Raw genomic sequence first — 14,246 nt, forward strand, 5'->3', positions numbered from 1 at the left:
CAGGCTCCACTGGGCTCGGGCTTCCCCCCGCGCGGATCGCGACGCTCGAAGGAGACGACCATGACCACTGCCCGGGAGATCATGCACGGCGGTGCCACCTGCATCCAGGAGAACGAGACCCTGGAAGCCGCGGCGCGCAAGATGAAGGAACTGGACGTCGGAGCCCTCCCGATCTGCGGCGAGGACGACCGGCTCCACGGGATCATCACGGACCGTGACATCGTGCTGAAGTGCCTCGCCAAGGGCAAGGACCCCAAGACCATGACCGCGGGCAGCCTTGAGCAGGGCAAGCCGGTCACGATCGACGCCGAGGCCGACGCCGACCAGGTCCTTCAGGCCATGGAGGAGCACAGGATCCGCAGGCTGCCGGTCATCGACAACCACCGCCTCGTCGGCATGATCAGCGAGGCGGACCTCGCGCGTCACCTGCCCGAGGAGCGGGTGGGCCACTTCGTCGAGGTCGTCTGCGCGGCTCGCTGACCGGCCGACGCGGTCACCGTGAGGTCACGCGTACGGCCGTGACCTTGTATTCGGGGCAGGACGTGACGGTGTCCGCGTGGTCGGAGGTGAGGCGGTTCACCCCGCTGGAGGGGAAGTGGAAGGAGCAGAAGACCTCGCCGGGGACGGTCTGTTCACTGACCCGGGCGACGAGCCGGGCTCGGCCGTGCCGGCTCTCCACGGTGAGCTGGGCGCCGTTCCGGACGCCGTACCGGGTTGCGTCGTCGGGGTGCAGGTCGAGGAAGTCGACCGGGTCGAGTGCGAGGTTGCCGCCGCGGCGGGTCATGCTGCCGGAGTTGTAGTGCGCCCAGCGCCGCCCGGTGACCAGGAGCAACGGGTAGTCATAGTCGGGTTGTTCACCGGGTGGGAGGTAAGGGGCCGCGGTGAGGTGGGCCCGCCCGTCCGGTGTGGCGAACCGCTCCCCGTACAGCTTGGCTTCTCCTGGGCGGCCGGGGTCCGGACAGGGCCACGGCACGGCGGCCTCCCGGTCCAGTCGGTCGTGGGAGAGACCGGCGAAGACCGGCGCGACGTGCCCGCACTCGGCCAGGGCATCTGCCGGAGTGGCACAGCCCAGGTCGACGCCCATCACACCGGCGAGAGCGCGTACGACGTCGAAGTCGCTCCGTGCCTCGCCCGGCGCGGGCACGGCGGGGCGGACCCGCTGGAACCGGCGGTCGAAGTTGACGAATGTGCCGTCCTTCTCCAGCCAGGACGCCACCGGCAGCACGACGCCGGCGTGGCGGGCGGTCTCGGACAGGAACAGCTCGTTGCACACCACGAGCGGGCACGCGTCCAGAGCTGCGGCCACCTGGTTGCTGTCGGGGTCGGTGGCGCAGACGTCCTCGCCGATGACCCACAGCGCCCGCAGTTCCCCGGCTCGTGCGGCGGCGAACATGTCCGGGATCCTCAGGCCGGGGCGTTCCGGGATCGGTACGCCCCACACAGCCTCGGCCCTGCCCCGTGCGGCGGGGTCGGTGACCTTGCCGTAGCCGGGCAGCAGGTCGGGCAACGCGCCCATGTCGGAGGCGCCCTGGACGTTGTTCTGGCCGCGCAGCGGGTTGACTCCGTGCCCGCAGTCGGTGCCCACGGCGCCGCGCAGGATCGCCAGGTTGGCCAGGGACCGCACCCCGTCGGTGCCGTGCAGGTGCTCGGTGACGCCCAGGCCGTACACGATCGCGGGCCGCTCGGCACGGCCGTACAGCCGGGCTGCGGCGACCAGGTCCGCGGCGGGTACCCCGGTGATGTCCGCGACCCGGTCGGGTGGGTAGTCCAGCAGCAGCTCGGCGAGCTCCGGCAGACCGGTGGCCCGCTCGCGCAGGAACTCCTCGTCCACCAGCCCTTCGGTGAGCAGCACATGGGCGAGCCCGTGGAAGAGCGCCACGTTGGTGCCGGGCCGGGGCCGCAGATGCACGTCGGCGTGCAGGGCGAGGCCGACGGCGCGGGGGTCCGCGACGACCAGCTTGGCCCCGCGCAGCACGCGCCGGAGGAGACGTGCTCCGACCACCGGATGGGCCTCGACCGGATTGGCGCCGACCACCAGCAGGCAGTCGGACCGCTCGACGTCGTCCAAGCTGTCAGTGCCGCCGGAGAGCCCGAAGGAGGCGGTCAGGCCGGCGGCGGACGGGGAGTGGCACAGGCGGGAGCAGTTGTCGACGTTGTTCGTGCCGATGACGACCCGCAGGAACTTCTGGACGAGGTAGTTCTCCTCGTTGGTGGCGCGGGCGGAGGAGATCGCCGCGACGGCGTCCGGGCCCCCGGTGTCGACGGCCTCGCGCAGTCCCCGGGCGACATACCCGAGTGCCTCGTCCCAGCCGACGGGTTCCAGGCGGCCGTCGCGCCGCAGCAGGGGCCGGGTGAGGCGTTCGGGAGAGGTGAGATAGCCGTGGGCGAAGCGGCCCTTGACACAGGCGTGTCCCCGGTTGACGGGGCCGTCCCGGGCCGGCAGGACGGCCGTGACCTCGCCGTCGGAGGTGACGACGTCCAGGGCACAGCCGACGCCGCAGTACCCGCACGTCGTACGAGTTGCGGCCGTGCTCGGCCGGTGGGCGGAGGTGAGCCCGCGCCCGGGGCCGGGCTCGGTGATCGCACCGGTGGGGCAGGTGTCGACGCAGCCGCCGCAGGCCACGCAGTCCGACTCGGCCCACGGCCCGCCGGTGCCGGGCGCGACCACGGTGTCGGCGCCCCTGCCGGTCAGGGTCAGGGCGAAGGTGCCCTGCACCTCGGCGCACATGCGCACGCACCGCCCGCAGGCGATACACAGGTCCCGGTCCAGGTGCACGTACGGGTGGGAGTCGTCACTGCCCCGGCCTCCGGCACCCTGAGCCGTCTCGGGGCCGATACCCAACGATCGGCAGACGTGCGCCAGTTCGCTGGGGTTGTCCTCGGTGAGAGCACTGGGCGGCAGGGCGGAGGCGATGACCTCCACCGCGTCCCGGCGCAGCCGACGGAGGTCTTCCGCAGCGGTTTCGACGCGGACACCGGACGTGGCTGGGGTCACGCAGGCCGCCACGATCTGTCCGTCGGCCCGCACGAGACACGTACGGCAGGAGCCAGCCGGGCTGAGCCGTTCGTCGGAGCAGAGCGCGGGCAGCTCGGCGCCGGCCGCCCGCACCGCCGAGAGCAGGGAAGCTCCCTCGGGAACGGCGACCGGGACGCCATCGACCTCGATTCCCGTCATGATTCCCATCCCGCGAGTCGGTCCCCGTAGGCGCGGGCGAGGCTGTGCACCGCGGGCGGAATGCGCCGCCCGAAGGCGCACAGGCTCGCCTCGGCCAGGACATGGGCGAGGCGCCCCCATTCAGGCCCGGGCGGGGCGCCGGCGGAGGCCAGCTCCAGGCCGCGGCGCGAGCCGACGCGGCAGGGGGAGCAGGCGCCGCAGCTCTCCGCGGCCGCGAACTGCCAGATGTGCCGCAGCACTTCCTCCGGGGCCACGTGCTGGTCGAAGGCGACCAGTCCGGCGTGGCCGAGCGCGGCGCCCCGGGCCGCGAGGTCGGCGGTCGTCAGCGGCACGTCCAGCGCGTCGGGGCCGAGGAATCCGCCCAGCGGCCCACCGACCTGCACGGCGGTCAGTTCGCTGCCGTCCTTCAGGCCGCCGCCCAGCTCGGTGACGATCCGCAGCAGTGGGGTGCCGAGCTCGACCTCGTATGCCCCCGGCCGGGCGAATCGCTCCGACAGACAGACCAGTTTCGTCCCGGTCTCACCCCGAGCGCCGCGCCGGGCGTACGCCTCTCCGCCACGGGCGATGATCCATGGGACGGACGCGAGGGTCTCGACGTTGTTCACCACCGTCGGCGCATCCCAGAGGCCGCGCTGAGTCGGGTACGGCGGGCGCGGCCGGGCACACCCCCGGTCCCCCTCCAGACTCGCGATCAGGGCGGTCTCCTCGCCCGCGACGTACGATCCGGCGCCCTCCACCACCTCCACGTCCAAGGCGATGCCCGTGCCGTGAACGGACGGGCCGAAGTGCCCGTCGGCGTACCCCTGCCCGACCGCCTCCCGCATCCGCGCCAGCGCCCGCGGATACTCCGAGCGCACCAGCACCACACCCCGCCGTGCCCCGCATGCGAAGCAAGCCAGAGCCAGGCCCTCCAGTACCCGCTCCGGCTCCGCCTCCATCAACAGCCGATCGGCGTAGGAGCCGGGGTCCCCCTCGTCTCCGTTGGCCACCACGACGGTGCCGGGCGCCCGGCCGGCTGCTTCCCACTTCGCGGCCACCCGGAATCCCGCGCCGCCGCGGCCTCGCAGTCCGGATGCGGCCACCTGCCGTTGGACCTCGTCGGGGGCGCCGGTGGTCGCCGTCCGCGGCCACACCTGCCACGGGGGCTCACCGGCCACCACTCCGCCCAGCAGCACGGGGTCGCCGGTGGCGTCGGCCGCCGGGATCCCGGGTGCCCGAGGGGGCTCGTGTCCCGCGAGCTGACCGGCCAGCGTCGGGCCGGTGCAGGGTGTGTCACCGTCGAGTGCCGCAGGACCCGTGTAGCAGTACCCGAGGCAGCGGACGGTCTGCAGCGATGTCTCGCCGTCCGGCGAGACTGTGTCCGTGGTGACGCCCAGCTCGTGCTCCACCTCGGCGAGATGCCGTCCGGCCTGCGCGGCGAAGCACGCCGTCGCCGCGCAGACGCGGACGTGACGGCGGCCGTGCGGGGCGGCGAGGTCCGCGTAGTATCCGGCCGGTCCGAGCGCGGCGGCAGCGGGCAGGCCGAGACCGGTGGCGACAGCCGGAGCCCAGGTTCCAGGGCTGTCGGCCGTTCCCGCCCTGGCCTCGGCCAGCGACTCGATCAGTCGGCCTCCCGGCCGCCCGCGCCGGTCGGCCAGGGCCCGAAACGCGTCGAAACGGTCTGCGGAACCCACCTGAATCATGACCTCATCGTGGAGTCGGGCACCAAGGCCCGCAATCCGGGTGTCGGTGCTCATCCTGGGCCTTCCCAGCCCCGGCGCGGCCCCCGTGACGGGACGCCTGCCGAGCGGGACCGGTAGACGATGTAGGGCCGGAACAGGTAGCCGACGGGCGCGGTAAAGGCGTGGACGAGCCGGGTGAACGGCCAGATGGCGAAGAGCAGCATGCCGATGAGGGTGTGCAGTTGGAAGGACAGCGGCGCTGCGGCCATGGCGTCGATGTCCGGCTGCAACGTGAAGACGGAGCGGAACCAGGGCGAGACCGTTTCGCGGTAGTTGTGCTCCTCGCCGACGACGCCCGCCCCAAGAACCGTGGTGATCAGCCCGACGACGATGGCCGCAACGAGGACGACGTACATGGTCTTGTCGTTGCGCGTGGTCGCCATGAACACCGGACCGGTGGTGCGCCGGCGGTAGATGAGGATCGCGACGCCGACGAGCGTGGCGAATCCGGCGACACCGCCGAGGACCAGCGCCTGGACGTGATACGCCGTCTCGGACAGGCCGGCGGCCGAGGTCCAGCTCTGCGGAATCAGCAGCCCGATCACGTGGCCGATGACGACGACGAGGATGCCGAAGTGGAACAGCGGGCTGCCGATGCGCAGCAGCCGGGACTCGTACAGCTCGGAGGAGCGCGTGGTCCAGCCGAACTGGTCGTACCGGTAACGCCACACGGTGCCGCCGACGAGGAGCGCGAGGGTGACGTACGGCAGGACGCCCCAGAGAAGGACATCGAGGGCACTCATCGTCGGGCACCTTCCGACGGCGCCGGTCCGAAGGGCTCCAGGCCGACGGTCTCCTGGGGCGGTCCGGTCCGGGCCAGACGCTGAGCAGCGGCGCGGTCCTGCGGGGATGGGCCGGGCAGCAGTGCGCACACGGCTTCGACGACGGCGGTGTGGGGCGAGCCGGCGTCGCGCAGGGCCAGCCTGAGCAGTTCGATCCCGGCGCGGTGCTCCTGGAGGAGGGCCAGCCCGTCGGCGAGGTCGCCGGTCGCCGTGTACTCCAGCACGACCGGAAGAAAGTCGGGCAGCTCGTTGCTGCCGAGTTCGAGGCCGTGGCGGCGGTAGCGGGCCTTGAGCGTGGCCAGGGCCTGGCCGCGGCGGCGGGTCTCGCCGTCGCTCCACCAGGTCAGATACAGGCAGCACCGTCGGCGCCGGTCGAAGGTGGCGACGTACGTCTCGGCGAGGTCGCGTGGCGGTGTGGCCGCCAGGTGGTCGAGGAAGCGGGTCAGCGCCGAGCGCGGGGTGCCGGGAGGCAGTCCGGCCACGGCTTCGGCCACCAGAGGGATGCGGTCCCGGACACCTTCGTCGGGGTATTGCAGCAGGATCGCGGCTGCCTGGCAGACCACCGCGGCGTGGCGTTCGGCGATCACCGTTCCTCCTCGGTGCGCTGCTGCGGGCGCTTGGGCGGGAACAAGCCCTCGGGGCGGCCCTTGCCATCCCAGTTCAGCAGGTTGATCCGCGCGCCTTGGCGCTCCGGGTCGGCGATGGCGCCGGTGGTCTGGCGTTCCTTGAGTGCGTGGAAGGTCTCGACGGACACGGGCAGGGGCCGGCCCGAGGCTTCGCCGAAGGGGCCGCTGCCGTACATCCCGGGTCCGCCTTCGTAGTCGAGGCTGCATCCGGTCTCTTCGAGCCGTCGGCCTTCTGCTTCGTACGCGGTGGGGATGACGTAGCGGTCGTGGTACTTGGCGATGGCGAGCAGCCGGTAGAGCGAGGTGACCTCGCGTCCGGTCATCCCTGCCGCCTCGGCGATCCGCTCGTCGGGCGGATCGCCGAGGTTGACAGCGCGCATGTACGACCGCATGGCGGACAGTCGCTGCAGTACCTGCCGGACCGGTTCGGTGTCGCCTGCGGTGAAGAGTTCGGCAAGGTACTCGATCGGGATCCGCAGCGTGTCGATGGCGCCGAAGAGGTTGTCGACGTCCTCGCCGTCGTAGCCGGTGTCCGTCAGGGCGTCGACGACCGGGGACAGCGGTGGGACGTACCAGACCATCGGCATCGTGCGGAACTCCGGATGGAGAGGGAGCGCCACCCGGTAGTCCTTGGCCAGGGCGTAGACCGGGGAGCGGCGGGCCGCCTCCAGCCAGTCGTCGGGGATGCCGTCCCGGCGCGCTGCTGCGATCACCTGGGGGTCAGCCGGGTCGAGCATCAGGTCCAGCTGTGCCTGGTAGAGGTCTTTCTCGTCGGCGACCGACGCGGCGGTACCGACGCGGTCGGCGTCGTAGAGGACCAGGCCGATGTAGCGCAGCCGCCCCACGCAGGTCTCGGAGCACACCGTGGGCAGGCCCACCTCGACCCGGGGGTAGCAGAAGGTGCACTTCTCGGCCTTGCCGGTGCGGTGGTTGAAGTAGACCTTCTTGTACGGGCAGCCGGTCACGCACATCCGCCAGCCCCGGCAGCGGTCCTGGTCGACCAGGACGATGCCGTCCTCGGACCGCTTGTACAGCGCCCCCGAGGGGCAGGAGGCGACGCATGAGGGGTTCAGGCAGTGCTCGCAGATGCGCGGCAGGTAGAACATGTACGCCTGCTCGTACTGGAAGCGCACCTTCTCCTCGGCCTCGCGCCGGATGCGCTCGATGACGGGGTCGTGGTCGGCGATCTCGGCGCCACCTGCGAGGCTGTCGTCCCAGTTGGCGCTCCACTCCACCCGCATCGGCTCGCCGGAGATGAGTGACTTCGGCCGTGCGACGGGGAAGTCGTCGCCGAGCGGGGCGGTGGTGAGGTTCTCGTAGTCGTAGGTCCAGGGTTCGTAGTAGTCGCGGATGGTGGGCAGCACGGGGTTGGCGAAGAGGGTGAGCAGCTTGCGCAGTCGGCCGCCGGCCTTGAGCCTGAGACGGCCGCCGCGGGTGCGGATCCAGCCGCCCTGCCACTTCTCCTGGTCCTGGTAGCGGCGCGGGTAGCCCTGGCCGGGGCGGGTCTCGACGTTGTTGAACCAGACGTACTCGACGCCGCTGCGGTTGGTCCATGCCTGTTTGCAGGTGACCGAGCAGGTGTGGCATCCGATGCACTTGTCGAGGTTCATCACCATGGCCAGCTGGGCCATGCAGCGTCCGATCGGCTCGCTTCCGGGCATCAGTACGTCACCTCCTGGGAGCGACGGCGGATCATGGTGACTTCGTCGCGCTGGTTGCCCGTCGGGCCGAGGTAGTTGAAGGCGAACGACAGTTGGGCGTAGCCGCCGATGAGGTGGGTGGGTTTGATGAGGATGCGGGTCAGGGAGTTGTGGATGCCGCCGCGCTGGCCACTGGCCTCGGTGAGGGGGACGTCCACGACCCGTTCCTGCGCGTGGTGGACGTACACGGTGCCGGTCGGCATACGGTGCGAAACGATCGCGCGCAGCACCATCACGCCGTTGCGGTTGACCGCCTCGACCCAGTCGTTGTCACGGGCGCCGATCGCCTCCGCGTCCGCGGGGCTCATCCACACGGTCGGGCCGCCGCGGGACAGGGTGAGCATGAGCAGGTTGTCCTGGTACTCGGAGTGGATCGACCATTTCGAATGCGGGGTCAGATAGCGGACGGTGACCTGTTTCTCGCCGTCCGGGCCGATCTCGGGCTCGCCGAACAGCCGGTGCATGTCCAGGGGCGGGCGGTAGACCGGGAGTGTCTCGCCGAACTCGTGGATCCAGTCGTGGTCGAGGAGGAAGTGCATGCGGCCGGTGAGGGTGTGCCAGGGCTTCAGCTCCTCGACGTTGGTGGTGAACGCGGCGTAGCGCCGCCCGCCGGTCTCGCTGCCGGACCACTCCGGGCTGGTGATGACCGGCACGGGCCGGGCCTGGGTGTCGGCGAAGGTGATCCGCCGTTCCTCGCTGCCCTCGGCCAGGTGGGAGAGCGGCCGCCCGACGCGCCGCTCCGCGGTGCGGAAGCCCTGGACGGCGAGCCGGCCGTTGGTGGTGCCGGACAAGGCCAGGACGGCCTCGGCCATCTTGGCGTCGGTGTCCAGGGCGGGCCGCCCGTCGCCGGCGCCGCCGAGCATCACCCCGTTGATGCGGGCGAGGTGCTCCACCTCCTCGTGGGGGTGGAGCGTCAGCCCCTTGACGGGCAGCCCCAGTTGTTCGGTGAGTGGGCCCAGTGCGGTGAGTTTGTCGGCGACCGCCCCGTAGTCCCGGGTCACCAAGGTCAGGGCGGGCATCGTCCGGCCGGGGACAGGAACGACATCGCCGCCCCGCCAGTCGTGGACGGTACCCCGGGCCTGCGCGGTCTCGCCGGGGGTGTCGTGCTGCAGTGCGGTGGCGACGACGTCATGCCGCACGCCGAGGTGCTCGCGCGCCAGCTCGCTGAACCGCCGGGCGATCACGGTGAACGCGGCGAAGTCGGAGCGGGTCTCCCAGGGCGGGTCGATCGCCGGAGTGAAGGCGTGCACGTACGGGTGCATGTCGGTCGAGGACAGGTCGTGCTTCTCGTACCAGGTCGCGGCGGGCAGGACGATGTCCGCGAGCAGCGTCGAACTCGTCATCCGGAAGTCCAGCGCCAGCAGCAGGTCCAGCTTCCCCTCGGGCACTTCCTCCTGCCACCTGACGTCGCGGGGACGGCCCTCCGGCGGTGTCTGGGCCGCGCGCAGACTGGAGTGCGTGCCGAGCAGATGCTTGAGGAAGTACTCGTTCCCCTTGCCCGACGAGCCGAGCAGGTTGGCCCGCCACAGGGTCAGACAACGCGGCCAGTTCTCCTCGGCGTCCGGATCCTCGCAGGCCCAGCCGAGCTCGCCCGAGGCCAGCTTGCGGGCGACGTACTCGGTGGGGGCCTCGCCCGCGGCGGCGGCCTCATCGGCCAGGTCGAGCGGGTTGCGGTCGAACTGTGGGTAGGAGGGCATCCAGCCCAGCCGGGCGGACAGCGCGATGGTGTCGGCGGTGTGCAGGCCAGCGAGGTCGCCGCGGGCCAGCGGTGAGGCGAGCGCGTCGGCGCGGTAACCGTCGTAGCGCCACTGGTCGGTGTGGGTGTACCAGTACGCCGTGCCGATCATCTGCCGTGGCGGGCGCTGCCAGTCCGTCGCCATCGCCAGCGTGGACCAGCCGGTGAAGGGACGGCACTTCTCCTGGCCGACGTAGTGCGCCCAGCCGCCACCGTTGCGGCCCATCGCGCCGGTGAGCATCAGCAGGGCCAGGATCGCCCGGTAGGTCGCGTCGCCGTGGAACCACTGGCAGATGCCCGCCCCCATGATGATCATGGTCCGGCCGCCGGACCGCTCGGAGCTGCGCGCCATCTCGCGTGCCACCCGGATCACGGTGCCGGCCGGTACGGAGGTGTGCTCCTCCTGCCAGGCGGGCGTATACGGCTGGCTGGCGTCGTCGTACCCCGTCGGCCAGTTCCCGGGCAGGCCGTCGCGCCCTACGCCGTACTGCGCGAGCATCAGATCGAAGACCGTCGTCACCAGACGGCCACCGATTCGGCGCGCCGGGACACCGCGGCGCAGCACCGAACCGCTCCCCTCCGTGGTGTCGAAGCGCGGCAGCAGGACCTCGACGGGCTCCGCCCGCTCTCCGAGGAGCGTCAACTGCGGGCTGATGTCCCCGAGGTCGAGGTTCCAGCGCCCCATGCCGGATTCCGTCCACCGCTCGCCCAGCGTGCCGCGCGGCACGACCGGCTCACCGGTGCGCCCGTCGACGAGTACGGTCTTCCACTCCGCCCCTTCGGAGGTGTCGCCGAGGTCGGACGCCCGCAGGAACTTCCCCGGCACGAAGGCGCCGTCGTGCTTCTGAAGCGTCACCAGGAACGGCAGGTCGGTGTAGGTCCGCACGTAGTCGACGAACATCGGCACTCGGCGCTTGACGAAGCACTCGGTGAGGATCACATGGCCCATGGCCATCGCCAGGGCGCCGTCGGTGCCTGGCTGGGCGTGCAGCCACTGGTCGGCGAACTTGGTGTTGTCGGCGTAGTCCGGTGACACCACGACCACTTTCTGGCCGCGGTAGCGGGCCTCGGCCATCCAGTGGGCGTCCGGGGTCCGGGTGACGGGGACGTTGGAGCCCCACATGATCAGGTAGGCGGCGTTCCACCAGTCGCCGGACTCCGGCACGTCGGTCTGGTCCCCGAATACCTGTGGGGAGGCCACCGGGAGGTCGGCGTACCAGTCGTAGAAGGAGGTCATGCAGCCGCCGATGAGTTCGATGAACCTCGACCCGACCGCGTGCGAGACCATCGACATCGCCGGGATCGGGGAGAAACCCGCGATCCGGTCCGGGCCCCACCGTCTGATCGTGTGCACATGCGCGGCCGCCGCCATCTCGACCGCCTCGTCCCACGTCACCCGCACATGGCCGCCCTTGCCCCGGGCCCGCTGGTACCGGCGGCGCCGCTCCGGGTCGCCTACCACGTCGGCCCACGCCAGCACCGGGTCACCCAGGCGAGCCCTGGCCTCCCGGTACATCTCCACCAGGACACCGCGCGCGTAGGGGAAGCGCACCCGCGTGGGCGAGTAGGTGTACCAGGAGAACGCCGCGCCCCGCGGGCAGCCGCGCGGCTCGTACTCCGGGGAGTCCGGGCCGACCGACGGATAGTCGGTCTCCTGGCTCTCCCAGGTGATGATCCCGTCCTTGACGTAGACCTTCCACGAGCACGAGCCGGTGCAGTTCACCCCGTGCGTGGACCGTACGACCTTGTCGTGGCTCCAGCGGTCCCGGTAGAAGACATCGCCCTGCCGACCGCCCTCCAGGAAGACTGCCCGCCGATCCGCTGAGACATCACGCCGGGTGAAGAAGCGCCCGGCACGCAGCAGGGCGTCCGCCGCCGCACCGTCGTACGCGGGCCCGTCACGCCCGACGGGCCCACCAGGGGTACTGCCGTCCGCCACGATCGTCACCTCTCGCCTGCATGCGAGTCGTGGGACACCTAACCGTCCATAACTTACCTATATGTCGCATTTCCGTATGGGGTGGACCGCCGGACCGGTCCCGGCCGCCCTCCCTCCTCAGCCCACTCCAGCCGTACCGAGGCCACGCGGACAGGGGCCGAACGACCCTTTGCTCCACCTCCATGGCCCTCGCGCCGCATCACATGCTCGGGACAGCATCACCCGAAGCGACGGGCGCGTCGAGCGGATGGGCGGGTGAGTACGCACCAGCATCGTGAGGCGGATCGACGAGTCACGGAACGGCCGGGGAAACCCGCCCTTGGAGCATGGAGGAGGCCCCTTGAGCCGCACCTCAAGGCCGAGGACCGGTGGAACGGCGGCAGCCACGCAATCGCAGCGGATGCTCGCCCTGGCCACCGCCGGATTCATGCTCTGCTTCTGGGCGTGGGCGCTGCTGGCGCCGCTCGGCCCGACCCTCCGCGAGGACCTGGACCTCACCTCGTTCCAGCAGTCCCTCGCGGTGGCGGTACCCGTGATCGTCGGCTCGCTCGGCCGGATCCCCGTGGGCGCCCTCACCGACCGCGTCGGGGCGCGCCGGATGTTCCCCCTCGTCGCCGCCCTCACCGTCCTGCCGGTGCTCTACCTCGGCCACCTGGCCGACTCCCTGACCGAAGTGCTGGCGGGCGGCTTCTTCCTCGGCCTGGGCGGCACGACCTTCGCGGTCGGCGTGCCGTTCGTCAACGCCTGGTACCCGCCCGAGCGGCGTGGACTGGCGCTGGGGATCTTCGGCATCGGCACCGGCGGCACCGCCCTGTCGTCCTTCACCACCGTGCAACTGGCCGACGCCGTCGGGTACGCGTTCCCCTTCGACCTGGTCACCGGCCTCCTGGTCGCCTACGCCGTGGCCGCCCGTCTCCTGCTGCACGACAAGCCCGACCGCGCCGTACTACCCGGCTCACTACTCGCCCGCACCACGGCGACCCTGCGGATGCCCGCCACCGTGCAACTGGCCCTCCTCTACGCCGTGGCCTTCGGCGGATTCGTCGCCTTCAGCGTCTACCTGCCCACCTACCTCACCACCGCCCACGACCTCGGACGATCCGACGCCGCCCTGCGCACCGCTGGCTTCGTCGTCCTCGCCGTCGCCATGCGCCCGGTCGGCGGATGGCTCTCCGACCGGCTGCACCCCGTGCCCGTGCTCATCGCCGCCTACGCCGCCGTCGCGGCTCTCGCCCTCCTCGCCGCCTTCGAGCTGCCGCTCATCCCGCTCGGCACGCTCGCCTTCCTCGGCATGGCGGCCGCCCTGGGCGCGGCATCGGGCGCCGTGTTCGCACTCGTCGCCCGCCTCGTGCCCCCCGATCGGGTCGGCGCGGTCACCGGTGTCGTGGGCGCTGCTGGAGGGCTGGGCGGTTTCTTCCCGCCCCTGGTCATGGGTGCCGTTTACGGCGCCACGGACGACTACTCATGGGGTTACGTGTTGCTGGCGGTCACCGCGGGCGCTGCCGCGGCGTTCACCACGACTGCCGTGCGACGACAGGCCGGGGCAAACATCGTGACCGGTGCAGGTGGCCACCACGGCCTCATCGCGACACAGCATGCGCAGCGATGTGCACCGTCGCAAGGGGGCAGCTCGCCAGAGCCCAAGGCCGTCGTTCCATCAGTGACCCAGCGCAACCCTGGCTGACCTGCAAGGACTCCCCACGCGTTCCCAAAAACAAAGAGGGGCGTTCCCGGGCCTCATCGAGGCAACGCGCTGACCTGCGGCTTCGTAATTATCCGCAAGGCCCGACCCAGCCCACCACAGCGACCCCGACCTGCTCGGCTTCGACAGCGCTGGCTACGCCCGGCGCAGCAACACCCCCTACTCGCTGGCCGAAGCGAAACGCGGCCTGTGCCGCGCCGACGAAACCATACGGATCCTCGCGCTCAACGACTCTCACCTCGTCCCGCTCCGTAGCCGCCTCATGCGGGAGGTCGGCGTGCTCGCCCGCTACGGGGACGATCCCGCCATCCAGCAGCTGATCGACGACAAGGTGGGGCCCAAGGCGCCATACAGCTCGGCAGCCGCCATGGCCCTGGCCCTGCAGCGCGCCTGCGACCGGCCCGCCGCCGCGCCCACCCCGGCCGCAACGACGCCCGGCACCACACCCACCATCGACCCGACACGTTCCCGAATCGACCTGCAAGACCTGCTGGAACATCTGGACCCGGACGACCTGAAGGCCGGCATCACCCTCACCGGCCGGCACGGGAAGAAGGCGCACCAGGCAGTCCTGAACCACGAGGGCCAGATCAAAGTCCTGGGCCGCCCCTGGCGCACCCCGACCACCGCCGCCAGGGCCGCGACCGGCAGCAACAAGATCGACGGCTGGGATTTCTGGCGTCTGACCATCGCCGGTGTGGAGCAGACCCTCGCCGAGTTCCGCGCCACGCACTTCCCGCCACCCGCACCAGCCTGAACGCCGCAGGCGAGGACCTGGGAACGCCAAGGACAAGGTGCGAGGGCACCGCCCACAGCAGTCACGGGACTTTCTTGGCCCCCGCCCTGTCCCTGCCGAGAATCTCGTC

The 14,246-nt window shown here is 71.3% G+C and carries 9 protein-coding genes; 3 read left to right on the forward strand and 6 right to left on the reverse strand.

All coding sequences use genetic code 11. The features are described 5' to 3' along the window. The first annotated feature begins 60 nt into the window (after positions 1 to 60). Entirely contained in the window at positions 61 to 480 is a 420-nt protein-coding gene (locus tag ADL12_RS43065; protein ID WP_062713714.1) for a CBS domain-containing protein, read from the forward strand. 13 nt (positions 481 to 493) lie between these two features. Here ADL12_RS43065 and fdhF read toward each other — a convergent pair whose 3' ends face one another. Genes fdhF through ADL12_RS43095 form a run of 6 tightly spaced genes read right to left on the reverse strand, consistent with a single transcriptional unit; the run spans position 494 to position 11,603 of the window. Continuing rightward, positions 494 to 3,175: a formate dehydrogenase subunit alpha gene (fdhF, locus tag ADL12_RS43070; protein WP_208614740.1), complete on the reverse strand. Its 2,682-nt coding sequence runs from the start codon at positions 3,173 to 3,175 to the stop codon at positions 494 to 496. Next, the gene (locus ADL12_RS43075; RefSeq protein WP_062713807.1) at positions 3,172 to 4,857 is read right to left on the reverse strand and encodes an NAD(P)H-dependent oxidoreductase subunit E; all 1,686 of its coding nucleotides are present in this window, start codon (positions 4,855 to 4,857) and stop codon (positions 3,172 to 3,174) included. The genes fdhF and ADL12_RS43075 overlap by 4 nt, the downstream gene beginning before the upstream one ends. Before the next feature lie 50 nt (positions 4,858 to 4,907). Continuing rightward, complete coding sequence (narI, locus tag ADL12_RS43080) at positions 4,908 to 5,639, reverse strand: respiratory nitrate reductase subunit gamma (protein ID WP_062713723.1); 732 nt, start codon at positions 5,637 to 5,639, stop codon at positions 4,908 to 4,910. Next, positions 5,636 to 6,265 carry a nitrate reductase molybdenum cofactor assembly chaperone gene (gene narJ / locus ADL12_RS43085; protein WP_062713724.1) on the reverse strand — a complete coding sequence of 210 codons (630 nt, stop codon included), beginning with the start codon at positions 6,263 to 6,265 and terminating at the stop codon, positions 5,636 to 5,638. The genes narI and narJ overlap by 4 nt, the downstream gene beginning before the upstream one ends. Continuing rightward, on the reverse strand, positions 6,262 to 7,965 hold the full coding sequence (narH, locus tag ADL12_RS43090; RefSeq protein ID WP_062713725.1) for a nitrate reductase subunit beta: 1,704 nt from the start codon (positions 7,963 to 7,965) through the stop codon (positions 6,262 to 6,264). The genes narJ and narH overlap by 4 nt, the downstream gene beginning before the upstream one ends. Continuing rightward, positions 7,965 to 11,603 carry a nitrate reductase subunit alpha gene (locus ADL12_RS43095; protein ID WP_208614742.1) on the reverse strand — a complete coding sequence of 1,213 codons (3,639 nt, stop codon included), beginning with the start codon at positions 11,601 to 11,603 and terminating at the stop codon, positions 7,965 to 7,967. Before ADL12_RS43095 ends, narH begins: the two co-directional genes overlap by 1 nt. A gap of 475 nt (positions 11,604 to 12,078) precedes the next feature. On the opposite strand from ADL12_RS43095, the gene ADL12_RS43100 reads away from it, so the two are divergent. Together ADL12_RS43100 and ADL12_RS43105 are read left to right on the forward strand one after the other, a co-directional pair. Then, positions 12,079 to 13,362: an MFS transporter gene (locus tag ADL12_RS43100; RefSeq protein ID WP_244188259.1), complete on the forward strand. Its 1,284-nt coding sequence runs from the start codon at positions 12,079 to 12,081 to the stop codon at positions 13,360 to 13,362. 295 nt (positions 13,363 to 13,657) lie between these two features. Then, positions 13,658 to 14,137: a restriction system modified-DNA reader domain-containing protein gene (locus ADL12_RS43105; protein WP_244188258.1), complete on the forward strand. Its 480-nt coding sequence runs from the start codon at positions 13,658 to 13,660 to the stop codon at positions 14,135 to 14,137. Positions 14,138 to 14,246: the final 109 nt, after the last annotated feature.

It is taken from the genome of Streptomyces regalis (genome assembly GCF_001509475.1).
Lineage (GTDB): Bacteria > Actinomycetota > Actinomycetes > Streptomycetales > Streptomycetaceae > Streptomyces > Streptomyces regalis.